The organism is Enterobacter cloacae complex sp. HYC003_NIDB (assembly GCF_056673375.1).
Map to the genome: position 1 here is coordinate 140,809 of NZ_CP114221.1, position 25,644 is coordinate 166,452.

The following is a 25,644-nucleotide window of genomic DNA, read 5'->3' on the forward strand; positions in this document are numbered from 1 at the left end:
CCCCTTTTTTAATTACTTGGCTTTCAATGTTTTTTCTGGGAAGCCTTTTTTACCGTATTCACCGGTAAAGAGGTAATAATCTTTTCCGTTGATGGAGGCTGCAACACCCCCTGGAGTTGTTGTATTTGGGCTATCAGAACGGAAAATGATACCCGAAAAATCAGCGCTTGTTTCGTTTCCTTTAAATGGGATGAACACATAACGAATTACAGCGTAATCACCAGCGGGAAGGTTTAGCTCAGGAATTTCGGTTCCTGTTGCGGGGCGAATCGCCTGAAAGCTGTACATTGAATCTGTAGGGAAAACATCAGCATCAGGCTTAGAGGGCAGATCACAGGTACTCCATTTATTGACGACTGCCATATCAATTTTACATGTGGCCAGAGCTGCTTTCTGTTTTTCAGGGTTGTATCCAAATGAGGCCTGAGTTGCTTTTGTATGCTCAAAAACATACTTAGCTCCCTCACGTACCAAACTTTCATCATTGTAAGGCAATTTTTTTGGATTGGGGACGAACACTAGGTATTGATTGACCTGGATGTATTCGGCGTCAGAAGAACTGTACAAAGAGCTGAGGCTCATGATCCCAAAACCTTTTAGACCGCCTGTTACGTAGCCCATCGAACTATTGATGAGATACTTAGAAAGAAAGTTGTCGGCATCCCCTCCAGGAGTAACCTCTTGCTCCTTAAAATTAACGTCGAAACCAGCAAACGAATAGGCATTCTTGGCGACAGAATCATTTGCATTAGCATGCCAGTACTGGCCGTGACTGTACGCATTCAGAGCGGTGCCTGGCGTAGTGCCGGTGTCACCGGCACAACCCGATAGGGAAAAACCAATGACGACAGAAGAGACCAGAGATACTAAACGTAAAAGTTTCATTTAAAGCCCTTTTTGTAATGTCTTTTGGAGATGGAACCATTATTCCATAGTCACGCGTTTCACAAACAACCTGATTGCATAAAAAAGGAAAAAAAGTGATTTCCAGTAGAACCAGCAGTACACAAGAAAAGCGCTTTTATAAAAATGTATAATTATTAAAACGAAGTAATGAGGTTGAAATGGGTAAGCCAACAGAAGAGCAAAGACCTGTTATCGAGAATGCTAGCGCAAACAATATGGTGATAGCAGCGCCTGGATCAGGCAAATCGTTCACCATGATAGAAGCGGTTATATCGATTCTCAAAAAGTATCCATATGCAAGAATCGGGATGGTGACCTTTACTCGCGCTGCAACAAACGCACTTGCAGCAAAGTTACAAAAGCGATTGAGCAAGAAGGATCTTGACCGGGTGCTGGTGGATACTTTTCACGGACTCGTTAAGAAGCAACTGGACATGATTCGCTGGCCGGGAAAGATGTTGATAGGGCCAGCACAGAGATCTGTCATTCACCGGGCTTTGAAAGAATCCGGTGTAACGATGAAGTTTGCTGAAGCTGAATTCGTTATTGATGCTATCGGCAGAGAAATGGATACGGATGTGATTTCAGTTCGGCATAACAGACAACAGATCCATTTGTTTAATACCTATCAGGCGTTATGCCAGAAAGACCATGTGGCGGACCTCAATGCTCTTTCAAAATTTGTTGTCGGTCAAATGCATTCGGGAAAAATGCGCACGTTAGATTTGACACATTTGATAGTAGACGAAGTTCAGGATACTGACTCTATACAATTCTCATGGATAGCATTGCATACAAGAGCTGGAGTCTATACGAGTATAGTTGGAGACGATGATCAGGCCATCTACTCCTTCAGATCCTCAGGAGGAGTCAAAATATTTCAACAGTTTGAAAAACACTTCAGACCTAACATATTTTACTTAAACACATGCTTTAGGTGTGAACCTGAAATTTTAGAGGTGGCCGGAGCACTGATAGGAAAGAATGTTTACCGTTATGCCAAAGAGTTACGCTCGGCAAAAAAGGGAGGGGGAAAGGTCACTTTTCGTTCATATGTAGATATGGAGGAACAGATACAGGGTATTTTAAGCCTTATAAATCAGGATCCACATGGATGGGCAATTCTAAGCCGCAATAATGCTCACTTGGATGAGCTAGAAAGTTTGATCGAACAGCCAGTAATTCGTTACGGAGGTAAATCATTCTGGGATGAAAAAGAAACAAGCGATGTGTTAAGCCTTATGGCCTTTTTCCGACAATCAAATGATCCTCGCTTAATGAAGAGAGTATTGGCATTGTTTGGAGAACAGGAATCAGTTTTGGATGAAGTGGCATTGAGTATGAGAGGAAGAAAAGTTACTTTTGGCGACCTTGCCATCCCGGAGGACAGTTCTCTCGAAACAAAAACATTACATTCAAACTTCGTGCGCTTTACCCAGGAAAGTTCTGATAAAGTTGAGATAGCAAAACGTTTCGCCAACCTTACGAAATGGATGGAATCGTCGTCAATCAAGATGAGGAGTAATAAAGGTACAGCAACCTTAACAAAAATTGCTTTAGACACTTGTAAACAGTGGGCAGAAAAGACTGGTTGGATGAATATGATAAATCGTGCTGCTGCAATGTCATTAGGCCCTAGGAAGAAGGACGAGGAATACAGCCCAGAGAAAGTAGTCCTATCAACCTTGCATGGTTCAAAGGGTCTTGAGTGGAATAAAGTAATAATAATGAGTTGTAATGCGGATCAGATACCAAGTAAAAGATCAGTTGGGGAGGAGGCAATAGAAGAAGAAAGACGTTTGCTTTATGTTGGATTTACGCGTGCAGAAAAGCAACTTTTTGTAATGTGGTATGGTGATCCTTCTTTCTTTTTAAGAGAATGCAGTGAAGAAAAGATAAAAGAAGCAGCTAATATTCGAATTTCTCCACTTTATACAGAATAATTCGATATGGGCATTTACTTATGCTTAAAGCTATAGTATAAAAACAATGAGCTTAAATATCAGCTCCCAAATTTGAGTAACTTTGCTTAAAGTTACTTTCGCGTTAAGCGTTGATTTAGCCGTGAAAAGCGGCCAGCTTAAACAAGCTGTAAGACACCACCGGCAAAATGTCACCTTTGTCGCTGGTGCACTTCCCATGCCTGCAAAAGGCAATCTGAATTTACCAAACCGTAACTAATTTAGCTCCTCCTGGGGCTATTTTTGTTGCGTACTTCTAATGCCAGATAGTATAAATCAGGCGGTTCATAGCTTACGGGAGATGAATGACAGGCTTTGCCTTCGTGTTGAAACAAAAATTTGTTTCTTCCTTCTTACTATATATAGGTGACCCCAAATGTCTAAAAATAAAGCTCGCAGTAAAGCCCTTCATCAAACCTTTAGTGAAATTATTCCAGAGATGGATAAGGCGCTAAACAAACAGCTCTTAGAAGTTCTGATGAAATATACAGAACGTGATAATGAACTGATTGTTATTTTGAATGAGGACGGCCCAAATATCATTGAACTTAAGTCTCTTAAGCCTGTGTCTTTGTTGGCCGAAAAGCTTTCTGCTTATTCAAGCTATTATCATGTGGATGTTGTGGAGCTCGTGGTCAAGAAAATTGATTTCGAAGGAGCTTATAAGCTTCTTAAAGCTTCCCCAGATGTACCACTTTTTAAAAGCTTAACTGAACTGGATAAATATCTTGTTGAGGAGTTTGAAAAATACGGATTAAATTCATTTCTTGACGTGGATAATCTGGATTACTCACTTGAAAAAGCCAGTGAACTCAAAAATGAGCAGTTAATAAATTGGGTTTCGGACATCATTTGCAAACGTGAAAAATTAACTTTACGTAAGCGTTTTGATGTCGCAGTAAAGGCCCACTACGAAAATGTAGAAAAAATGTATGATACCATTCGTCCGTTAATGAAAAAACTGGGTTTCCCAGAAGATCTCATGACGCACACCTTTAGTGAGTTAAGCGTTTTTGAAACTAAAGGATGGGACCATGCAATAAAATCGAAAATTGAGACTCTCGCTAAGCGTGAAACTCAATATTTAGATGATGCGGCTAAAGCAGAGAATCGACGTCTTGTAACAGAGAAGTTGGAGAACTCTTTAGCGATTGCACCAACTAAACCAACAAGAAATTGGTTACATATTGCCGGAATTGCCTGTTTGGTAGTCTGCACGTTCATGTATGTAACTAATAAATTTATTTAATCCTGTTAAGGGGGAACCCTAACGGGGCTTCTCTTTGAACAAATCGAGGAGCGGAAAATGTCATATCTTGAATATATCAATGAAGTAAAAGTGTCCGGGATAGTTATCAGTGCTGTGGAGAAAAAAATGACTGACCAGAGTATAGGTTTGTTAATAAAGCTCAAAAATAGGATGAAGACAGAAGTTGATGGTGAAATCACTGAGAGAGAATTTTCAGTTCAAATCAAGGTGTCGCCTGAAATGTATTCAACCTGTTTCACTGGTATAAATCAGGGTGATGAGTTGATGGTCTCCGGTTATATTGTTGTCGATACTATTATGATTGAAGGGAGAGAACATCCTCTTGACTACATGAGAGTGGTAGCAACAAGTAAGTTGGCTCACATACCTAAACCTCTAAAAGGTTTTGGACAAAGTAGCTTTAATCAGATCTGACATTAAACCCACCCTAAAGGGGAGAAATCCCTTCATGGGATTTCTCCTTTTGGAGTCCCCATGAAACAAAAATTTAGGGCTACTGCAATAAGTAGTAATCAACTTAGTTTTTTTTCTATATTCGATATAGATGAAGATGAAATAACGCAAATAGTTGATTCACCCAAAGAGCATTTAAATGATGCATACACGTCCGGATTAAACTTTAAATCAGATGAAAGTAACATTTCTGAGATAAATTATGATTCTGAAAGGCGTGAAAATCACCTTTATGAAAAATCCAAATTACTTAAAAATCAGATTTTGCATACAATTAATTTTGCAGCAGAAACAGATTATCTATATTCGGTTGAAGAATATAACCCAGATTTGGGTGGTCTGGTAATAGAATGGACCCCTGAGGATGTGTATGTTGTTTTTCTATCCGCTATGGAAGAGTCTTTGGAAATCATTAAAGAACTAGTGTTGAGGAGAAAGTTATTCTTCAAAGATGACAATGGTAATATCACAGTGAATCCACTTTTAGAAGCTGAAACACGGTGGTATATGTCAAAATCATTTGAATACACTTGTTTATCTCATGGACTTGATGCATGTGAATTTAGAGCGGAATTAAAATCATGGCTCTATTATCATTCGCATCGTTCGATTAGTGAAAACACGAAATTAGCTGAATGCAGGAATGATGATGAAATCATTTTGCATGATTGCAATGACGATATGGGCTGGGACATCTTCTTTGATCAGGATTATTTAATGTCAGAAAAAAAACTGGCTGTTAAATGGACTGACAGGGAAATTATGGATGTTTACATAAAAGCTTTTAAATCCACATTAGAGTTGTTTGACGAGCTTGTTTCATGTGATCTGTTAACTAAACGAAACGCTTTTGGCAAGTTAGAAATAAATCCAATATTCGAAAATCATTTTGAATGGATCATGTCTGAAGCTTTTGAAATAGTGGGAAATCATCTTGGTTATAATGTGCCTCAAATCAGGAAACTGATGGCAACTATTTGCCAAATGAATCTCAAATAAAATGCCACTGGCAAACATCTGCCAGAGGGCGGTGTTTGCATTTTACCGGAGTTAAAAATGTCTAATGCCGCTATGAAGTTAAATGAAACATCTTCTGATGCTTATGAAAAATTAGAAGCTCTTCTTTCCCCGGATGTTATAAAGTTAAAACATTATGTGGATAAAGGTGAGTATCTTTTAGTTCTAGCAAAGGACCTTTTTGGTATTCCAGAAATGGATCCAAAGATGGCTGTGCCTGTTTTCAAAACTAAAACCTCGTATCGAGCTCCGCTGAACAAAGACTACATACCAAATCCCCGAATACTTGAACAAGTGGTTAAACTGCTTATCAGTCCGGATATAGATTTAAGTGTGTGTCTTAAAGGTGAGTCCGGTTCTGGCAAGACTGAAATGGTAATGTACATTAGCCACATGATGAATTGGCCGCTGACAATTAAGCAGATCAACAGCAATATTCGAGTTGATGAGCTTGAAGGTGAGCGCAGTCTTAATGGTGGTAATACAGGTTTTGTACACAGCGATTTGGTAACGGGATTTCGTAATGGTCACCTCATTCTTCTGGATGAAGTGGACAAAATCGATCCTGATACGGCAGCAAAACTTCACATGCCCATTGAACGTAAGCCCTGGTCACTCAGTGCTAATGGTGGTGAGGTTATAACTGCTAATGGCTACACGCGATTTATTGGTACTGCAAACACAAACATGAGTGGAGGCGCTCGCCGGTTCGTTTCTTCTCAACGTCAAGATGCAGCTTTTATAAAGCGGTTCTTGATAGTTGAAATGGAGAAGCCCGACAAAGTTGCTTTAACCAATGTGCTTACTAAACGATATAGCTCTTTGCCTTTTCAGGTCATTGAGAAGTTCGTAAGAGTAGCGATTGCAGTAAATGACTCTGGTACAGAAGACAGTGTGATGGATATTCGTCAATTAGTAGCTTGGGTTGGCACGTCGATGACGTTAAAAACCTTTAGTCTTCTTGACACTTTCAAAATAGCTTTTGCTTCTGCTTTACCTTTACATGTGGTCGATCTTGTTCTTCAAGCTATAGATCTTTCTCTTGGCGAAGACAAGGATAAATCGCTGGAGTATTTCACAGCAAAAAAGTCGAGTTAGATGGGATTTGTTATGAAACCTCTGATATTTGTATCTCAGAGTTATCCCATCTTGAATTTAGTGCGTTTTTAAGTACGGATGGTGCTGCTACCATTGCTATAGCAAAAAACGGAACTAATTTTACTGGACTTATGCAACTGAATAACGACTATTCTTTATTGTTTTATCATGATGGTAAAATAAATATGGAAGGTCTAATTAAAGAAATGGAATTAAAAGGTTATATGTATCAGGGAGCAATGGGCAATGATGATGTTGCCGCTGAGTTTCCCGGTATTCTTTTAATTGCACCAGAGAAGCTTTAATATCAACCCTATCGGGAAATCTTTCCCGTTGGGGAGGGTTTCCCCTTTTTTTTGGAGAAACCCATGACTTTAAATACTTCAATGCTTAACAAAGTATCTGCAAAACAAATCTCTGAGAATTTTGCAAAATCATATCCAGATTTACTGGAAGGTGCAGTTATAACAAAAATTGAAATAAGTGGCTGTCAAGGATCGCGTCGAACCGATAAAATCGATTTGTCTTATGATGGAGATGATATTACGGATCAAAAAAGCGTATCTAAAAGCGAAGTACGTTGGATTGACATAAAAGCCCTTAGCTTCAAAAGTACGATTACCAGCAGAATATCAACCCTTTGCTCACGCTTGTGCATCCGCTATAGCAATATGTGGATTTTACCAGTTTCCAGTATGGAAGAGTTTCTGGAAGGGGCCCAAGAGATTGAACGAGAGTTTCAGGCAGGTATTCAAAACGTTGTAGACAATTATGAGATGCATATTGAGGCTGAAAAAAATAGAAGCCCAAGAATGTCTTCTTTGATTGATCAGTTGAAATTAACTAAAGATGATTTCATAAAATCCTTTAGATTTAATATTGCTCACTTTATTCCTTTTACGCCTATTAGCGTTGAAGGTGATGAAACCCAGGACTACTATCAGGAACAATTGATAACAGATCTGGCAGAAGAAGCAATGAGGGTTTATGAAAAAATTAGTAAAAATAATAATTTGCGCTCAAGTACTATTGACCGACTGAAGCAAATGCAAAATAAGATCATTAGCTTCATGTTTATACATAAAGAGGCGGCAGTACTTGCAGAAGCTATAAAACACATAATGAATAATTTACCTAAAGGTGCCATTTCTGAACCTCGCGACGTTGCGGTGTTACAGCAGTGGTTTTATTTCATGAGTGATGCTTCAATGTTAAAGCGTATTATTTCAGGAGAGCAAAAGGTTACTGACTGGTTGGAATCTATTACCAGATCATTTAATCAAAGCTCACAAACAGAACCGAACGCGCTACAGAACACAGGTATTGAAGCTATTTTAGATTCAACAAATGTGTTTCAGGTTGAACCTGTCGTAGAGAACGATATAAAAAACAGCACGTTTTCAAACACTGATTCTGTAGCTGAACCTGAGAAATCAGTTTCGCAACAGGAAGACAATGCTGAAAATGGTTTTGATATCGAGCTCAAAGGCTGGTAACTGTTTGCTTTATTAAAAACCCCAGATGGGTACTTCACCATCTGGGTGAGTACCCCTTTTTATAAAGAGGTATTCTATGAAATTAGATCTTAAATCATCGCCGCGCCATATTAAGCGTTTACAGAATATAGCAAAAGTCATTAGCGGCTTAGGCGATGTAAGAGTTGTAATAGACGACAATACCAAAGGACCGTATTTTGATCCTGTCAATAAAGTTTGTGTTTTACCAAACGGCGATTATAGCGATGATGACTTTGTCAGTCTGATTGAAGGTTTTACCTGTCATGAAGCTGGTCATGGTCGCTATACCGTCAGTGAGGTTTACAGTGACGCCTTTAATAGTGTTCTCATGTCATCTGAAGGGTTTACACGCTTCGATGACGGAATGAATGCAGAGTTTGAGAGCCTCGCTGAGAAACGTAAAGCTTATAGCAGGGCAAAACGTCTTACCGGGCTTATAAATCTGTTCGATGATGTACAGATGGAAGAGAAGGTTGGTAACGATTATCCGGATGCAAAGCGGCGGCTTGCAGCCACTTACGCACTGATGGTTAAAGCCGGAAGGATGACTCCTGATATATCTTCTCGTCCGGAAAATCCTGTCCTATTTATTGAGTGGTATCTGCTTAACTCATTGCGAGTAAAAGTCCTTCAGCAGGTAGGTCACAAAGAAACCCTCGATCCGTTTTTTGACTATGCCCAAAAGATACTTTCTCCAGTAATTTCTGATGTTGAGGAAATTTTTCATGATGCTCTTGGTTGTGAAAATACTCAGGGCTGTGAATCCCTTGCTCGTAAGACCCTGGCTCTTTTAGAGAGACTGCGGGATGAGGCAAAGGAACAACAGCAGCAGACAGAGCAGGAGGAGCAGGAGGCATATGATGAATCCGAGACCGATACCGATACCGAATCAGAAGATAAATCGCTTACGTCGACTGATAGTCGTGAGGATGATTCTGAGGACGATAGTGAAGGTCAGGCAGATACTTCCGATAACGCTGATCTTGCTCAAGAGGGATGTTCTGAGCCTTCAGAACTTGCTGAAGATAACGAGGGAAATAATGAACCCACCGGTGGCAATCCCACGGGTGATAACATTATTGAAGACGATACTGATGCGATTAACCCTTCCGAGAGTGAATCAGATGAAGCCAGTTCGACTAACGTTGAAGATGAAAGTAACTTTTCATCGGCTCAATGGGAGATACTGGCAGATTTGTTGGATGCCTTTCTTAGCAGTGATGAGGATAGCGAAGATTATCACGATGCTTTGGCTAAAGAGATTGAAGGTATTGCATCAAAAGTATCCGATGACGTGAAAGCCGAATTCGGTGCTTCTGAATGGGATATCCCTGATCTCCTTATCGATTTGAATGTTTACAATGAGGCTTTGTCTCTGAGTCATTCAATCGGTAGCGACTTGTCTGTTTTACAGCAGGTTAAAATGCGTGGCCGAAACAAAACTCATGAGCGTGGAATTACCTTCGATGGAAATCGATTAATTCTGTCACAAATGGGAGTTCGTGATGTCTTCAGAGCTCAAAGCGAATCTAAAAATAGAGGGCATGTTGGCCTCGTATTAGTTCGTGATATTTCAGCGTCAATGGCTAATGATGAAAGATATATTCATGCCATTAAGTCAGATCTTGCTTTATCGATGGCCGCTGAAAGTTTGTCAAAAATGCATGTCTCCAATATAGTTTTTCCCTTCAAGGAAAGTGAATTTGAGATTATCAAAACGTTTGATCAAAGCGTTGAGGAATCTCTATCGAAATTCACTCTTGGATGTAAGGGTTATTATACCCCTACGGGATCTGCTTTAATGGCAGCTGTTGATCTGTTACTTGACAGCCAATTCGATAGGAAAATAATTTTTCTTATAACTGATGGTTATCCGAATAAATCGGAATTTACTATCGTCGAAGTTATGGAAAAGGCTAAATGTAATGGAATAGAAATCGTTGGTGTTGGTATTAAGACTGATGAAATAATTGGTTTTGAAACGGACACTTTCGTAACAGTTGATGATACTTCTTTATTGTCTATTGAAGTCAGTAAGCTAGTTCATCAAATACTTTCTTAATAAACTCTACCCAATCGGGGCAAAAAGGCCCCGGTGGGTCTTTTTGCTCCATGAAGGAATAAGGAGCAAAATATGACTCAGATAAAAACTTACCGTGTAGAACATGAAAAAGTCGGTGCGATGCATAAAGTCCGTATTTTCGGACGTGTTGGTGAAGTTATAAGCAATGATAGCCCTCAGGAAAGAATCTTCCGCGAAGTCACTATAGCGGAGGGTAATAGCCAGCAGGCTGCGTTACTTGTAGATAACTACATACAGCGTCTTGAGAATAATGGCTTCACGACTGAAGCATAAATGTTGAGGGCCCCCGGGCCCTCTTTCTTAAATTCTGCGTTGTGGGTTTCTCCCTGTCTTCTGCACCGCAGAAGGCATTGAGAAACTCACAATGCCAGATAAGAGAGATCATCATGACTTATGCATCCCCGGCTCTTCGTCGTAAACCACAGGAAGTATCTGAACACTTTATTAAACTCGTTCATGCTCGAATTGCTGAAGTGTCTGGCTGGAAGTATATATTCGAAAGAATACCTGCTTTCAAAGACGCTTGTGCAAAAGCCCCGAGCCAGGTTCCTTGCCCGTTTACTGGCGCAGGGAAATCGAAGTTTCGTTTCCGACAAAAAGACCTTTATACCGGATGTGCGATCCATAATGACTTTCCGGTAAATGAGTTTTGCGACGGAATTGATGTTCTGGCGAAATATTATGAATTAAGTAAAACGCAGACTTGCAAAAAGATTCTCTCAGATTTTTTCGGGATGGATCTGCATGCTCCGTTAACTGACGCCGACATTGAAAATGAACGACGCTATAAATCAGCAGTTCGTGCCACAGAAACTCTTGACCGAGAGGAAGTGGCAAAGCGAATGCGAAAACTTGATGTGATGTATCACTATACCGGTGAAATAAAGCCTAATACTCCTGTTGCTTTGTACCTCCGTAATCGTGGGATCTCCCGCTTACTGAGTCACTTACCAAAGGATTTAGGCTTTAATAACCGGATCTACTATTGGGATAAAGATAAGCAGAAATCGATTATCTATCCGGGAATGATTGCAATCTATCGTGACACCCGAGGTCGGCCTCTGACTATCCATAGAACATACGTAGACAAAAACGGTGATAAGGCACCTGTAGAAAATCCAAAGCTGATGATGAAGCCTCCTGCCGATATGACAGGTGGCTCAATTCAGTTGTTTGACCCTCACTATGATTCAGGTAGTTCGACCTGGACACTGGGAGTGGCTGAAGGGATCGAGAATGCGCTTTCTGTTGTAGAAGCGACTTCAACACCATGCTGGGCAGCCAGCTCCGCATGGTGCCTTGAAAACGTTACTGTTCCTGATTTTTTACTGCCTCCGCCGGATGTAAAATATATAAACTTTTATATCTGGGCGGATAAGGATATTGCTAACTCACAAGGCACTCGTGCCGGTATCGAAGCTGCTCAGCGACTTCAAAGCCGCATGGTTGAGTTTTTGGCTAAACGATATCCCGCATCAAAGCTGACAATTGAAGTCTTCGAACCAGCACAAGATATTCCTGATGGGAAAAAGGGTATCGACTGGAACGATGTTCTCCAGTTAACAGGGCAGGATGGATTCCCGATTCACTGGGCTCCTGAATGTCTTAATCAGCTGTAACAACGATAACTCCCCCGCATTTTGCGGGGGGGGTTATCTTATCAATATTATTTTTTAAATTGTATTGATAAGATAACCGCTTTCCTTCGTGATAATTACCTGCCTTTAAGGTCTTTTCACGGCTGAGATGCTTGCTCAGTTAAATAAATGTGCGGTACTACTGGCTATGGTCGGTTGTATGACATGGTTATTCCATAAACTATTAAAACCCATAACGGGAGTATTACCGTTATGGTGATGCTCGTCGTTTTACATCGGAGAGCATTTTAATGAATTTTCAAACTAACGAAGTTTTTAATAAATTTGCTGCTGTTATAAAATCGCGCATCGTCAATGAACCATCGTCATGCTATTTGCTGCATGATAATGAGATAGATATAACGATTTTGAAACATGGCATATTAGAAAATGACAGAAACCTGTTGTACGTAGTTCGTCCTTCAGGAACGTGTTTGTTGCGTTGTGACAAATATTTCTATCCGAAATATTATCTTCGTTGCCGTGGAGATTATAAGTCATTCATATATGTCCATCTTGATCTACATAGTGGTGAAGCTAAAGAAATCACATGGGAGCAAGCAGACGATATGCTGTCTAGTCCAGGAAAACCCCCATTAAAAGGAAATCTTGGACGATTTGAGTATATAAAAGTTGTGGTTGAGGACCTTCGTATTCGAGGTTACGCTGATTATCTTCCTGCGTATAATCTTGATGACCTTCGCCGTTTTGCCTTACAGGACGACCGCCCATCCCTTGTCAGATACATTGACAATGTAATGGCAACGGTCTGATTGGTTGCTAATTGATTTACATATTTTCCCTGATGGCCAACCTGCATCAGGGAGGCCTCAATAACGACTGGAGGCTGTATGAAGTTAGCTACGGACCTGGTAAAAGCTATTTTGATTAGAAATGGTGTTGAACCAGTAAATATAAGCGAATCATCTAAATTATCTTTGAAACAACCACTGACAGAACTTAAATTCAGTTTATATTTGCGAACTGAGCATTTATCTCACTTCCTACCCGGTTATGTTTATTCTATAAAAGAATGTCCACTGTCATATGACATCGGGATCGAAATTCAGAAAATCTTCGAAAGTTTACATTTGTTAAACGAAGAATTTGAATCCCTCGGTTTTGTTTCTGTATGGATAGAAATGCATCAAAGCATTTTTGAACAAAGTCGGTTTAAGAAAAGTAACTTTACTTTTCGGGAGGAAGAGGTCGAGCTTGCTAAAGGGCTTGTTTGTTCTCACAATTCACAAATAAGTAATGCGGCTTATTTCTGGCTTCAGCACTTTGAGGAGTTTATGATTTATGTTCGTAATAAGCTTATCGACCTCTTTCGAGAGGCCTATGACCTGATCCTTGGAATGCAGCAAGTATTTTTCATTCGGGAAAAGGAAGAGCTGTTGAAAACTATAAGTTATGGGGATGACCTGTATGAGGTGAAATTAATGGCGGCTGAGCTTTACTCTATCGAACAGAACTTAAAGTGTTCTGAATCGATAAGTACAAAATCTCAAGCTTCGGCATATATTAACCGCATCCGTGAGTTTGTGCGTTCGGGGTGGAGGCAGGGCTATATAGTCTGCCATCATAAGCGAAGTAATCAAATCTCATCATTGTCATTACCGATGTACTTGAAAGATACGTCAGGCCGAAGTGCTCGAAAGCGAGTAAAACGTCTTATATCTTCTACAGTTTGTGGTAGAAATAAAGATTTAGGTCTTACAGATTTTTAATTAAATTATACCCATGTGGGGATCACACCCCATATGGGAGTGATCCCTTTTTTATTGAGAGAGGATCACATGAAAATTATCGAAAAAATCATTAATGCCTTTTTGGTTGTTCAACATAAAAAAATACAGGTTAAAAACATTACATTTTTAGACAATGGGCAGGGCATGTTCTCTGGTATGTCTTTTGATGCTGATGTTTCACTGGAGTTTATGTATGAATCAGCAAAAGCATATAGTTCTTGTTTCTGTGATATTCCCTTTCCAGGTTTTGAAGATGCAAATCTGGAGGAAATTACGAAATTTCAATTAGATGCTTTGAAGCAAAGAAAGAATCATTCTTTCATTGTTAACCATTTGAGGTTTCCTATAGTTTTAAGGGAAGGGTGCAAAATCGAAAGAGGAGAAGTCTATTCAATTTCGAATTGCACTTATAATAAAGAAAGATTGCAGTATCTTTTTTCTCAGGATATTTACGGTAAGTTGTATAATTCCTTAGAGAAAGAATTAAGCTCGTTTTTCTCATTTATCAATGTTGAGGTGCACGAGTTGTTAAAAGATGCTGTATGCTTTGCATTAAAAATCCTGAATAAGATATCTTTGGATACACCTGAAAGACTTATTAAAGCTTTTAATTATCGTGACTGGTATTGTAGTTACGATGTTGAGCTTTTTAGGAAAGGCTTACCTGGTCATATTCTGGAAGAGCTCATTGCTCCAGATATCTTACTTTCAGACCTTAACGGTTGTAGAAAAATACTTAGAAATGCAAAACGATTTCTAAATGGACATACAAAAACCAATTGTGTTTATATTAAATATGAATGGTGGTTGGGGCCTGTGGATACCTCACACTCAGCTAAGTTGATGTCTGACAAAGAAATTAACAACCGAAGTGACTTGAAGAATTTTTCAAAGGTCTTTTTCAAAGAGTGTTTAAGTTCTGGTAAGTCGGAATATGAAAACCATCTTAGTGAAAAAGAACATGCGCTTCGCTACAATTATTAATTAAAATTATTTTCTCCCATAGGGATTTCTCCCTTTGGGAGAAACCCCTCTATTAAGAGGGTATTTAAATGAATGCGATACAAAAGTTAGTTGAATCTATTCTTGTTAAAATGGGTTTTGTTGGCGCTGTAGTGGAAAATATATATTTGGATTCAAAACCATTTCGGCATATTCGATTTGTGGCTGATATTCCAGTAATATCTTTTCTACCTCATTTGGTGAAATATCTTAAGGGCGCAGACCATCTTTACTGTGGTAACGATGATTTGCATCCTCTTTTCATTTATTTTTCCGAAGCGGCTACATTAAAAGCAGGCCCTGTAAATCTCGCGAACTTTCGTTTTGAAGTTTCTATAGCTTCAACTCATTTACGACTGGTCTCAGAGCAGCCTGATTTGCTTATCAAAGGATTTAACCGGGATAATCTAGAATACGTTTATTACCGCTCAGATTTGGCCTCTAAGGATCTTATACTAGGCCTTGTTGAACACGGTTCTCCTTTCATAAAACATCTACATGGACTTATACAAAAGCGAATTTTAAACGAGTTCTCTCTGATTTTTTCTGTTCTTGAAAAGATTTTAGAAAGCGCGAAGCCACAAATTCTTGCTTGCTTCCATAGTGTTGATTATGAAATGAACGTAAAAATAATAGCCGAAGCTATACCTGAAACTGTATCTAATCAGATAGTCACATCTGATTATATAGTTAATTCTATATCAGATGCGGACAAGTTTATAAATCATGTTCGTCGCTATTTAGCAGGCAGGGTAATGAAGAGGCGGATATACGCTGAATTAGATGTTTGTGAAGAAACATCAAATATTTCACTAGTGAACTTAGGATGCTTTACGTCTCCTCTGCTCGTTACGGAATATCAAATGTTTAAGCCACACTCTTCAGGGTTATATCGAAAAGCTATAAACAACTCCTTAAAACAGTTCAAACCAGAAATGCATGTACCTTCTGAAGAACTCTTTTATAATTAATCTAACCCATCCGGGAACTTGCTTCCCGGTGGGAAGCACTTCCTTTTTAGTCATGAGGTAGTGTAAATGTTTAAAGAATCTGACCACGTGGAATTTGTTAGTGCCTTTCTTTATCAAAATTTAGGCCTTAATGTTCCCGCTGACGATATAACCGTTCAATTATCTGATACTTCGTTCGACAAAGTAACCTTTGATTACGATGTAGATATCGATAATTTAAATTGTATGTTGGATCTCTACATATCTGAACTAATAAAGCACAACGCATCTTACTCCGATTCTATTCTTTTGAAACAAAAAATAATTTATTTTCTTGGAGTATTTAAGAATTTCGGATTTTTTACGTTTGATATTCGCGGATATAGTAATACTTTAAGCCCAGTTAAAGTTATTGATATTGTTTCAATGATTATTAATGACTGTGAAGAGTTATCTAAAGCTAATTCTTCTACTGATGCTATAAGAAATCTTTATCTCGATAAAATGAAGGTGGATGGGAAAGTGTTAGTTGCGAAATTTGCACTTAAACAGTTTTTTCATTCCGACTTTGGTGACTTTATCTCATTTGTCGAGAAAAGAATTACAGATTGTCTTAATGAAACTTTAAGGATTATCAAAGCTGTTGAACATGGCTTTGTACGTGTTGGGCAGCATAAGATTAATCGCCGTATTAATGATGACTTAAAGTTATGCATTGATTTCAATACTGATGATTATCCGGCAAATATGCCAGATATATATATTAAGTTTAACGATACATTTGATGGGAACGGGGCGTTATATTGTGACAATGATGCCCTCATATCCCTCTATACCGATGTTGCTTCAATTATCAATGTGCCGGTGATGATGGAAGTAAGATTGATCAATAAAAGAGGGCGTGTTGTCTGTGATTCTTCGCATTCAACTTACGTATCTCTCGAAAGTAATGACCGATACAGAGTAACTGATCGCACATTACTAATAACTGAAGCTTTTGACGATTTTCGTAACGCGTCTCAATGATCCTTTTGCTTCAGTCCAAAAAAGTAACTTTGGTTGGCTGAAGACACTTGTCTATGACAATGTAAAATCTGTCGCTGGCATCTTCTTTTAGCTTAACCAAACTTTTATCTAACCCAGTGGGGAAGTCGCTTCCCTTCTGGGGCACTTCCTCTCAAATTTGAGGTAGTGTATATGACACATTCATCTGATGATAAAAACTATGTCCGAGCAGTTCTGAGCTATCTTGGCATAGATTTTGATGAGGCGGATATAGTATTAAGTGTTTGCCATTGTCAAAGTGACGAGCTTTCTTTTACCTGTAATATCAAAGCTATTGAACTCAAGAATGCTGTTGATTTATATGTCGATAGTATCTCTGAGAATGAAATAGAAGCTTTAAACAGAGAATCTTTAAAATCTCGACTCTGTTACTTTCTTGAGGTGTTTGACGCAGTCTCTGGTCAGTACCTTGAGATTTCAGGAAAACACTTTGCAACTAGCCGTTTTGAATATGATGATGTTTGTAGTGAAGTTCTTAGCATGTCTAATGATGTTTCTCAGTCGAAAGGTTATGACCGGGATGAATATAACAGACTGATGCAGGTTGATGGTCAGGTTATGATTGCCCGTTTTGCTTTGCAACAGTTCTGGGATACTCATTTTATTGGACTAATAACATTTGTATCTGAGTCTATAACATCGAGCCTCTATAAAGCTTATGAAACTTTTAGTGATATAAGTTTGGCTTGCTATAAACTGAGTGAATATTCTTATTCACGCTCTATCAACAGTGAATTGACCCTTAATATTTCACTTAAAGAAAATGACTTCTGTGAGGACCTATCTGATTGCTATATGGAAGATGAGGCTTTACCTTCTGGTAGGGTAATTTCTCGACGCAACAATGACTCCATAATAAGTATTTATGAGAGCTATGCTGCGGCTTCTTATATTCCGATGATTGCATCTTTGGAAGTCGTTGATGAATACGGCGAAGTGGTTACTGACCTCTGCCATACCGTTTATGTTTCAGAGTTAACCGGTGGGCGGATTAAAATCCACGACCGTAATGACTTAGTATCTGAAGTTTTCGATAACCTAAGAAATTTAAATCTTGCAGTTGGAGATTCAGTTTCACAAGCTGCTTGATTCTTTCCCTGATTTTGATTTTTTCTCACATACTCTTATGGCACGGTTTCCGTGCCTTTTTTTTGCCTCGCTTACAAGCGTCTACTCCTCTTCTACCTATCCCACCTTACATCACCACTTAAAATCTATCTTTCTAATTCCATTATCCTTTTCGTAGCCTCTAATGCTCTGGTATGAACATACTCTTTAAACTCAAAAAAGTGCTATTAACGAAAAAAAATCCCTAAAGAGATTTGTATACTGTTCTCAACCAAGGAGAGCTCATGAATGAACTAAAATCCAAAAACGAGAACAGTACCAAAAGCAACTTTCCCCCGGTTGATAATCAGTTTTGCTTTTACCATGTTGATTTCAGCATAGAACGACTACTTTCAACGGCCGAGGATCTCCAGTTTGAGTACATCTTCCAGAAACCTGGAAGTGAAGTAAGAAAGGATTTGGTTGAGCGATTCGAACGTGGAGAGCGCTTTGTTACAGCTTCACACTGTGACAATTTCTGTGAAATCCTTGGTTGTCAAGGCCATCAGGAAAATGCATAAACCCATAAACCTACATTTCCACTTTTAAGGATGTTCACTAAAGAATGATTGGAGAAAGTATTTTTGACTGGGTAATTTACGGAATATCCATTTTGATATTTGCCTCAGCACTAATTGAAGGAAAGACAACTCGCTACCCAGCACTTTTTTTCTATGGGAGTTTAATTTTAATGTTAATCCTGATAGTTGCTGGAGGCCTTAACTGGTGGTTCTACAGGTCAAAATATGGCGCAGTAATCGTTATCTTCACAGTGGTCTCTTTACTGATGACTCGATTCCGCCTGGTCATATATAAATTAAGATTAAGAAAGTTAGTTTCAGAAATCAGATTTCGTATAAAAACGGGTTTTCGTATAATTCTTGTTTTGTCGGATAATGAGGATGAGCGTAATGTTCTGCTGTCTATGCTTAGCAACGTATTGCCAGAGCAAACGCTTATTCACACGCGTGATGCTCTCGGACCTCATTCAGAGCCTATCCTAAAAGCTCTTGAGCTACATCATCAACAGGGAACAGGTTACATACTCGTCTGTGAACAACAAATCTCAGCGCGTACGTGGTTGAGTATCGTAGAAAATGGGAAACCTGATACATCTATAGCTGTTAATTTTCATTCGATCCCAGAAATGGAGTGATTTTTCAATGAGTAGAACCGTTTCACAAAGTGTCACAGAAGATTGTCTTTTTGATACCCGCACACAAGTCAGATTACAACTAAGTCGAAGCGTTCATAAAACGCTGGCATCTGCTAAAGAAATTTTACAGGGAAGGGGGGTTGATTCGGTCTCTATTGAAGATCTTGTGCGAGCCTGTCTTGAAGAGAACCAGCCAATTGATCTAGCCTCACTTTACCTTGAAAATCTCTTAAAACAGAAAGGTACCAGCATTTGCGATTTTTAGTGTTTTCAAACCTATTAGATAAAATGCCGGTTGTGTTTATATAACATCAATAATTTCATGCAACAGGTAAAACATGAGTACTCAAAAGCAACTTTCCAGAACTACCGGCACTGAACGTATGTTTAAGGAAGAGCTGGCGTTATCCTTAATTTGTTGGGTTTTCACCAGTCCTTTTACCAACTGGACCGATAAAGTCTTCAGTGGTATTGAAGTTCCGTCTGAAGGACCGTCATCATTACGGGGTGAGACAGAAAAATTCTTTCGTTTTGTCGTTAATGAAGAAGGCTACGACGCAGGAAGGGCTGCTATTGGTCTTGACCTATGTTGTTTTTCACTTCCGTTGTGTTTGTTCCCGGACGCTGCCCTGTCTGAGGAAGAGGTTATGAGTAAGTTAACCGGAGAAGTTATCCATGGAATTCTTCTTTCCTTACCTGAGTTTATTGATATGCCAGAAGTGCTCGCTTACCAGGTCAGGGATGAAATTCTTGCTTTTAACACTCGCTGTGGAGACGGGATCTTTCATGGTTGGAACACGGCTTCAGAATTGTGGAAGTTTGAAATCTTTCCCCGCACCACCATCATGATGCAGCATACTTCGGCAATACATTAAAATTAGGCGGGGCAGAATGCATAAAAAACTTTTTCTTCTCGAATGGAAACCCTGTCAGAGCCGCGTATGGGCCGGTTGGATGGCCCTGTGGTTGACTATCAGTTTTCTGATGTTATCTGCCTTGCTTATGACAGATCATCTCCTGAACAAAGTCATCCTGCCGCCAACATGGTTGTTGATCTGGTTTTCGCCAATGCTGGGGTTTTTGATAAAAGTTCGCGTCGTCGAAACTCAACATTTCCTGGAGCATGACCTCTGTGTTGCAGGTTTCTCTTTTTACCGCTGGAAGAGGTTAGTTTCTCCCGGGCTTTGGTCAGTTGACTGTATAAATGGTCGTTTTCGCCTCAATCGGATCACCCAGGTGGGTAAGACTATCCACTATCCATGGCGTCTCCATTATCATCCTTTGTTCATGAGCCCTATCGAACATAAATCGCATGCTGTGAAAGCTGTTTCAAAATGACTTCTTTAGAGGTTTACATGACATTTATGTTCTGCAAGGTCAGCCTGGGCAGCAAAATTGATTGGAAATAACATGAGCCTGGAGAAACGTATGAGTTATGACGATTTGCCCTATTTTCGTGACCAGATTCTGGAACGCATCGACTCGCTCAAGTGTTTTCTTTCGAACACCCCCCCGATGATGGCAAACCTGATGACTGTCTCCACCGTATCTAGAACAGAAGAGCGCTTGAAGCAGGTTAAACCCATCAGGGTTAGTATTAAAGACGATGCTTCGGTTGAGGAAATTATTCAGGCACTTACTGACATCTGTGTGGATGACATAGAGTCATTAAGTCATGATTCCACCAAAGTAACCACTAAATACCCGGGTCTAATCATTGTCCCCGAAAGAGCAGATCTTCTCGAAAGCTTGATCACTTCTATAAACGAAGCAAAAAATGATTTTGCTGCGGCAATGAGGCGTATCGATAATAAAAAGAATGTCCGTTTTGATAAAGTGCACAAGAAGCTCCCGGGCCTTGTCGCTATGCACTCAACAAGAAATATCCTTTTCATCAAGTCCCAGCTTAAAAAAGTTACTTTTTCATGGCGGCTAAACCGAAACCAGGAAGTTAAAACAGCAGAGCAACTTGTGAGTTTGTTGGAGCGCAGGAGAGCCTCAGAAGTAAAAAATGTAGCAACTACCAATTTGAATGTCGTGTCTAATATCGATAAGGCTTTACACCGTCTTGAATTTCACCCACTGAAGCAGGGCGAATCTTATCGCCTTTGTCGAACTAACTCTTTCCCTGTTCCGATTGCTCACATTTTTGCATTTAGGCCTGAAGGGCAGGAACGAAACGGGAATAAATATGCTGAGACTGATTATTCAGTAGTAAAAGCATCCTTGCCCATTTTCGCAGCAGGCAACATACCTCAATTAAAAACGCTCTCTGACTGGGCTCCTGAAAACAGCCAGGGTCCGTCCAACCAACGGAAGCTGAGCCTGAAATATACAGAACTCGTGCCGGGGGCTGAGCTGGGCATTTTCATTGTCAGCCCCGAAAATTAAGGAACAACAATGCAATGGATTTCCACAGCCAGCCAGAAAATCGATGAGCGTCTCTATCGTGTCTGCGTCTGGGTAAAAAAATATCACGCTGATGCGATTAACCGCGTTGTGCTAACCGTTGATCTAAGTAAAGCCCGACATGACCCTGACGAGGACCAGGTAAGAGCAGAGCTGCTGTGCGGCCATTATTTTTTGCTTCGTAAGGAAAACGCTTCGAACTCTGCGCCTGACGATCAAAAGTTTGCTTTCCTGCCTGACGGGCGCAATCTGTGTTGGCAGACCGCAACCCCGGTGCTTCAGCATCTCCTACTCAATAAAAACGTTCCTGAGTCGCTGAGGTTGCTTACGGACTACATACATATGCGTCTGGCCAGGCTGACAATGGTACCTATGTCCGGAACCATCATGAACGAGGCTCTGCTGGACAGCATCAGCTGGGTTAAGGTGGATTTGACCTACTTCTGGCAGTACGAACAGCTCAGCTCTCATCTGGGACCCATCCAGATAACCCACAAGGCACTTGTACGCTTCGGGCACCTGGCAAAGAATGATGAAAACTCCAGTGCCATAAGAATTCTGCGTCAGCGTCTGTCTTCAGAATTCTTACAAGAATTTCAGATGGCTGAGGATGAGCTAAAGCGCAAACAGTCGTTGATGGGCACCATGGACGTGAAAATGCTGTTTCATGCTCATTACCCCAGCCAGAAGATGCTGGTGGCTCGATATAAAAATGGTTGGGTAATGGTGGATTGTTTTCTGTTTCACCATACCAAACCTAAGAAAAAAGCAAAAAACAAAACTACTGTGGCTAAGCCTCAACTTAAACAGACTAAAAGAGAAGGGAGTGAAAATGGAACTGGGCATTATGGTGTGCATCGTGTTGTTACTCTCAGTGGCGGCGGCGTGGATCAGTAATAAGACAGTTGATTTGCTCGAAAGATTCTATTTCAAGCGTCCGCTGAGCATGGAGTACGCGGCATGGCTACGTGTAATGTGTGCAGGCTTGTTATTAGTTTTTATTCAGGTTGCTCCCCAATTTACACTCCTGTATACCCTTAAACTTGTCACGCTTATTAATCTTGGAATCCAGACAATGAAATTAAATGGCGTGTACAAATATAAAAGGACGGGAATTTTGCCTCCGGGAGGGGCACTCTCTAATCTCACCAGACTTAACCCGTTCAAGAAAAAATAAAGTTATGCGCCCGTGAGGGCGCTATTCATCAAAGGCATTTCGCATAAGCTTGATCATGGCTTTTTTACCAGCTTCAATATTGCGAATGTAGCGCATAACCATTTCTTCATTCGACCAGTTCCCCATTTCCATAATCTGTGGTAGCGAGTAACCTTCAATATCCAGCTGTATCGCACCGCCTACACGAACGCTGTGCCCTGTCCAGTAACGGGTTTTAGTCTCATTTGGATAAAGCTCATTCCACATTTCTTTAAATGCCCGTAAAAGGGAATTTTTGCTGAGCATACCGGCATCGTCCACAGTGTCTTCCTCATCTTCATCGTTCAGAAGACTTTGTTTAGCACGGTAGGGCAGGTTATGCCGTTTAAGAAGCTCAGATAGCTCATTCCCTTTACTCCGAAGCTTCCAGCCGGGTGGCATATAGCCTGTATCATGGAAATTTACGGCCTGGAAAAGGTATTCATCCGGATGACTGTGCTGATCCATTTTCACAAGGTTCATCAATCTCAAGAGGCAGTTAGTTAACTGACGTGTCAGCCGGTAGGTAAGAAGTGTACTGATGTTCGTTTTTGTACGGTATACCGTCAGGTTAAATTCACCGGTCATACTATCCAGAGACAGATCTTTCAGACGTATACGGCGAATTTCGGATGAACGGAGCAGTGTTTCAAAGCCTGTCCAGATCAGGCACAGGTCACGAAGCTTACGAACTGAGTTTGTAGTACTGCGTAACTTTATCAGAGCCTTGAGATCGCCAATAAGAAAGGGAGTTGCCTGTTTAGTCGTCTTTCGCTTCCGGGCTTCCGATTGTTTTAAGGCTTCCAGCATGTACCATGCTTCAGACGTAATAATCCCGGGCAGGTTAAGCCCTTTTTTATGGATACTGTTTAAGGCCTGAAGACAGCTGTTTATGCTGCTTCGTGACAATTTGCCTTCAAGATGCCCCATAAACGCCAGCAGAGCTTCCTCAGACACGGGGAGCGAACTTACTGGCCAGTCTGTATGCAACCGGGCATTCGCCTGATACCATTCGTTCCATACTCGTAGCCAGTGCAGATAGGTTTTAGCTGTGTTGTATCTCAGATGGGAAAAGTAACGGATCAAGCGTGAAAGCTGTTTATCATGGTTGCCGAACGTTTCCAGCTGCTGATGCAATTCGCTTTCCGAAAACTGTCTGATCACTGATTGATTCTTCATCCTGCTCACCGGGATACACTGGTTTTATTTACAGTCATTTTAGCACTCATGTACCTGGTTATGAACAGGGTGGAAACAACGAAAAAGGTTGTGAAATCGTTAGGCTTAAGTGAAAAATGATATTAAGATTATCCCTGGCCAGTTGAGGCCTGTCTAAAGAAGGTTGATTATGTCTGACACAAAGCAGTCTTATTTAATGAAATTCCGTAAGTGTAGTTCGTTCGAAACGCTCGAAAAAGTATTTGAAAGGTTATGTGAAAAAAACTCGGGTGTCGCCTCTCTTGAAATTTCTGGTGCTTATGATCATCGTAAAGCTGAACTGACAATGAAAAAGTTATATGACAAAGTTCCTGCGAGTGTGTGGACCTTTGTTCGCGAGTAATTATTGATATTGGCACAACAAAAAGACTGTGTCTGGATTTGAAAATAGTTTATGCCCCTTTCGGGGCTAAAGGCACTGTAATAGCCTGTCTTTTTAACTTTCTTATTAAGTTCGGAGAAAGACTTTAATCATAAGCCAAGCCCACTGCTAAATACATCCGATATTCTCCTTAATTTTAGAAGTTGTGATAAAAGTTACTTTACCTAAACTTCTCTCTCCATATTTGTAAGGCTCTCATTTGATTCTTGTCAAACATTAATCTGGAAAACTAAAAAATCATTTCTTTTAATTCGTTTTACAGAAATCCTCCTCCGTTATTTCGGATATAGTTTGAATAATTATCAAAAACGGGGTGCAGCCATGCGTAAGAGTTACACATTTGGTATTCCATTTGGACTCCAGAGAGAATCAGGACTCTTTTTAGATATTACAGAGGTCAGCCGGGGTATCGACTGTAACTGCATCTGCCCCGCTTGCAAAACTGATCTGTTAGCAAAGCAGGGGGAGGTCAAGCTTTGGCATTTCTCACACAGTACTGCTGTAGCCGGTGACTGTGATGGTCTGATGGAAGCCATCCGGGGAAAAATTATTGAAGTCATCAACGAGCACCAGGTTCTTGGTTTCCCAAATCTTCTCGCTGGCGACGATGGTGGGCCGGTTTCACTGAATGAGGTTATTGGAAGCGGCAGTATGTTCGGAGGCACAGCTGATCTGTTCGTAAAGGTTAATGATTTATGTGTGGCCGTCTTTCTGGACAGGGATCGTAGCATTTCTGCGAAGTTAACCTTTGACCACCTTCATCCTTCCGAAAGAGTTGCCGCATTGCGTATCGATCTTCCAGATATTGAATATGAAATCAGTCAGGTGCAGCTCGGGCGACGTAAAACAACATACAGTGAGTGCATTGAAAGCCTGATCATTGATGAGACCAGTTCCCGGGAATGGCTATATCATCCATTAATGCATGAACTTGAATCTGAACCTCTTCAGGAGTATCGGGGACGGGAGCCTTCAGAGGAAGGGCCTCTTCTTCAGCGCCTTGCTGACTGTAAGATGAAATTGCCTGATATCCTTCCGGGCAGTCATAACGCGTTAGTCAGGTTACAGCAGGATACGATTGTATGTCTGTGTAGGTTAACGGTTCGGGCTTATGACATCGCTCAGACCGATGAATTTCCTTTGTTCCTTCGCTATTTCAGGTTGCACTGCCTGGAAAACAGCGAACATGTCAGTTACGAAAGACTGATCTGCTGGCAGGAAATGATTTCAAAAACCCAGGAAGGCCAGTCCTTGACACAAAACGAACTTGAATATCTTCATGAGATTGTCCGCATCGCCTTATACAATCACCGGCTTAACAATGTCAGTATTTCAGATGTTAAAAACCATGACACAGGAAAGGAGAGCGGCAGGGTAGAGCCACAAAACTATTCACTCTTATAAATAAATTGGGCTTTGCGCATTAAACCCTTGCCGCAGGAGGTGTACCGCATATCCGGCACAGAC

General features: G+C 40.4%; 27 protein-coding genes. 25 read left to right on the top strand and 2 right to left on the bottom strand.

The window, feature by feature from the left end; all coding sequences use genetic code 11:
* Positions 1–12 precede the first annotated feature (12 nt).
* Positions 13–885 carry a hypothetical protein gene (locus tag O1722_RS24235; protein ID WP_000771834.1) on the bottom strand — a complete coding sequence of 291 codons (873 nt, stop codon included), beginning with the start codon at positions 883–885 and terminating at the stop codon, positions 13–15.
* A gap of 179 nt (positions 886–1,064) precedes the next feature.
* On the opposite strand from O1722_RS24235, the gene trhI reads away from it, so the two are divergent.
* The 23 genes from trhI (at position 1,065) to O1722_RS24350 (ending at position 22,279) form a co-directional block, all read left to right on the top strand.
* Entirely contained in the window at positions 1,065–2,849 is a 1,785-nt protein-coding gene (gene trhI, locus O1722_RS24240; protein ID WP_000517885.1) for an IncHI-type conjugal transfer helicase TrhI, read from the top strand.
* Positions 2,850–3,243: 394 nt separating this feature from the next.
* The gene (locus O1722_RS24245) at positions 3,244–4,116 is read left to right on the top strand and encodes a hypothetical protein (RefSeq protein WP_000041927.1); all 873 of its coding nucleotides are present in this window, start codon (positions 3,244–3,246) and stop codon (positions 4,114–4,116) included.
* A 57-nt stretch (positions 4,117–4,173) separates the two neighbouring features.
* A complete protein-coding gene (locus O1722_RS24250) occupies positions 4,174–4,551 on the top strand; it encodes a hypothetical protein (protein WP_000120822.1) in 378 nt (125 codons plus the stop codon).
* Between the two features lie 60 nt (positions 4,552–4,611).
* Positions 4,612–5,589, top strand: a complete 978-nt coding sequence (locus O1722_RS24255) for a hypothetical protein (protein WP_000810361.1) — start codon at positions 4,612–4,614, stop codon at positions 5,587–5,589.
* A 57-nt stretch (positions 5,590–5,646) separates the two neighbouring features.
* Entirely contained in the window at positions 5,647–6,705 is a 1,059-nt protein-coding gene (locus O1722_RS24260) for an ATP-binding protein (RefSeq protein ID WP_000063335.1), read from the top strand.
* Between the two features lie 131 nt (positions 6,706–6,836).
* Positions 6,837–7,010, top strand: a complete 174-nt coding sequence (locus O1722_RS24265) for a hypothetical protein (RefSeq protein ID WP_001176645.1) — start codon at positions 6,837–6,839, stop codon at positions 7,008–7,010.
* A 63-nt stretch (positions 7,011–7,073) separates the two neighbouring features.
* A complete protein-coding gene (locus O1722_RS24270; RefSeq protein WP_000174396.1) occupies positions 7,074–8,201 on the top strand; it encodes a DUF3150 domain-containing protein in 1,128 nt (375 codons plus the stop codon).
* A gap of 76 nt (positions 8,202–8,277) precedes the next feature.
* Positions 8,278–10,284 carry a VWA domain-containing protein gene (locus O1722_RS24275; RefSeq protein ID WP_000762700.1) on the top strand — a complete coding sequence of 669 codons (2,007 nt, stop codon included), beginning with the start codon at positions 8,278–8,280 and terminating at the stop codon, positions 10,282–10,284.
* A 72-nt stretch (positions 10,285–10,356) separates the two neighbouring features.
* A complete protein-coding gene (locus O1722_RS24280) occupies positions 10,357–10,578 on the top strand; it encodes a hypothetical protein (RefSeq protein ID WP_000192120.1) in 222 nt (73 codons plus the stop codon).
* A gap of 113 nt (positions 10,579–10,691) precedes the next feature.
* Positions 10,692–11,924: a DUF7146 domain-containing protein gene (locus O1722_RS24285; RefSeq protein ID WP_000220379.1), complete on the top strand. Its 1,233-nt coding sequence runs from the start codon at positions 10,692–10,694 to the stop codon at positions 11,922–11,924.
* A gap of 269 nt (positions 11,925–12,193) precedes the next feature.
* Positions 12,194–12,715 carry a hypothetical protein gene (locus tag O1722_RS24290; RefSeq protein ID WP_001011130.1) on the top strand — a complete coding sequence of 174 codons (522 nt, stop codon included), beginning with the start codon at positions 12,194–12,196 and terminating at the stop codon, positions 12,713–12,715.
* A 78-nt stretch (positions 12,716–12,793) separates the two neighbouring features.
* Positions 12,794–13,672, top strand: a complete 879-nt coding sequence (locus O1722_RS24295) for a hypothetical protein (protein ID WP_000762003.1) — start codon at positions 12,794–12,796, stop codon at positions 13,670–13,672.
* Positions 13,673–13,741: 69 nt separating this feature from the next.
* A complete protein-coding gene (locus O1722_RS24300) occupies positions 13,742–14,677 on the top strand; it encodes a hypothetical protein (protein ID WP_000691119.1) in 936 nt (311 codons plus the stop codon).
* A gap of 68 nt (positions 14,678–14,745) precedes the next feature.
* Complete coding sequence (locus O1722_RS24305; RefSeq protein WP_000991697.1) at positions 14,746–15,666, top strand: hypothetical protein; 921 nt, start codon at positions 14,746–14,748, stop codon at positions 15,664–15,666.
* Between the two features lie 66 nt (positions 15,667–15,732).
* Positions 15,733–16,671 (top strand): hypothetical protein, encoded by a 939-nt coding sequence (locus tag O1722_RS24310; protein WP_000472041.1) that lies wholly within the window; start codon positions 15,733–15,735, stop codon positions 16,669–16,671.
* A gap of 171 nt (positions 16,672–16,842) precedes the next feature.
* Positions 16,843–17,799 (top strand): hypothetical protein, encoded by a 957-nt coding sequence (locus tag O1722_RS24315; RefSeq protein WP_000149830.1) that lies wholly within the window; start codon positions 16,843–16,845, stop codon positions 17,797–17,799.
* A gap of 263 nt (positions 17,800–18,062) precedes the next feature.
* Entirely contained in the window at positions 18,063–18,338 is a 276-nt protein-coding gene (locus O1722_RS24320) for a hypothetical protein (RefSeq protein WP_001004200.1), read from the top strand.
* 44 nt (positions 18,339–18,382) lie between these two features.
* Positions 18,383–18,973, top strand: coding sequence for a hypothetical protein (locus O1722_RS24325; RefSeq protein WP_000578891.1), 591 nt, complete (start codon positions 18,383–18,385; stop codon positions 18,971–18,973).
* Between the two features lie 7 nt (positions 18,974–18,980).
* Entirely contained in the window at positions 18,981–19,238 is a 258-nt protein-coding gene (locus tag O1722_RS24330; protein WP_001371933.1) for a hypothetical protein, read from the top strand.
* A gap of 73 nt (positions 19,239–19,311) precedes the next feature.
* Complete coding sequence (locus O1722_RS24335) at positions 19,312–19,848, top strand: hypothetical protein (RefSeq protein WP_000107167.1); 537 nt, start codon at positions 19,312–19,314, stop codon at positions 19,846–19,848.
* Between the two features lie 16 nt (positions 19,849–19,864).
* Positions 19,865–20,311, top strand: a complete 447-nt coding sequence (locus O1722_RS24340) for a hypothetical protein (protein ID WP_000549069.1) — start codon at positions 19,865–19,867, stop codon at positions 20,309–20,311.
* Positions 20,312–20,401: 90 nt separating this feature from the next.
* The gene (locus O1722_RS24345; RefSeq protein WP_000119428.1) at positions 20,402–21,364 is read left to right on the top strand and encodes a DNA replication terminus site-binding protein; all 963 of its coding nucleotides are present in this window, start codon (positions 20,402–20,404) and stop codon (positions 21,362–21,364) included.
* A gap of 9 nt (positions 21,365–21,373) precedes the next feature.
* Positions 21,374–22,279 carry a hypothetical protein gene (locus tag O1722_RS24350; RefSeq protein WP_001198595.1) on the top strand — a complete coding sequence of 302 codons (906 nt, stop codon included), beginning with the start codon at positions 21,374–21,376 and terminating at the stop codon, positions 22,277–22,279.
* Positions 22,280–22,580: 301 nt separating this feature from the next.
* On the opposite strand, the gene O1722_RS24355 is transcribed toward O1722_RS24350, so the two are convergent.
* Positions 22,581–23,756 carry a tyrosine-type recombinase/integrase gene (locus O1722_RS24355; protein ID WP_000795949.1) on the bottom strand — a complete coding sequence of 392 codons (1,176 nt, stop codon included), beginning with the start codon at positions 23,754–23,756 and terminating at the stop codon, positions 22,581–22,583.
* Positions 23,757–23,925: 169 nt separating this feature from the next.
* Here O1722_RS24355 and O1722_RS24360 point away from each other — a divergent pair, with 169 nt between their 5' ends.
* Positions 23,926–24,138, top strand: a complete 213-nt coding sequence (locus tag O1722_RS24360) for an Hha/YmoA family nucleoid-associated regulatory protein (protein WP_001285422.1) — start codon at positions 23,926–23,928, stop codon at positions 24,136–24,138.
* 360 nt (positions 24,139–24,498) lie between these two features.
* Positions 24,499–25,581, top strand: coding sequence for a competence protein CoiA family protein (locus O1722_RS24365; RefSeq protein WP_001232447.1), 1,083 nt, complete (start codon positions 24,499–24,501; stop codon positions 25,579–25,581).
* The last annotated feature ends 63 nt before the right edge of the window (positions 25,582–25,644 follow it).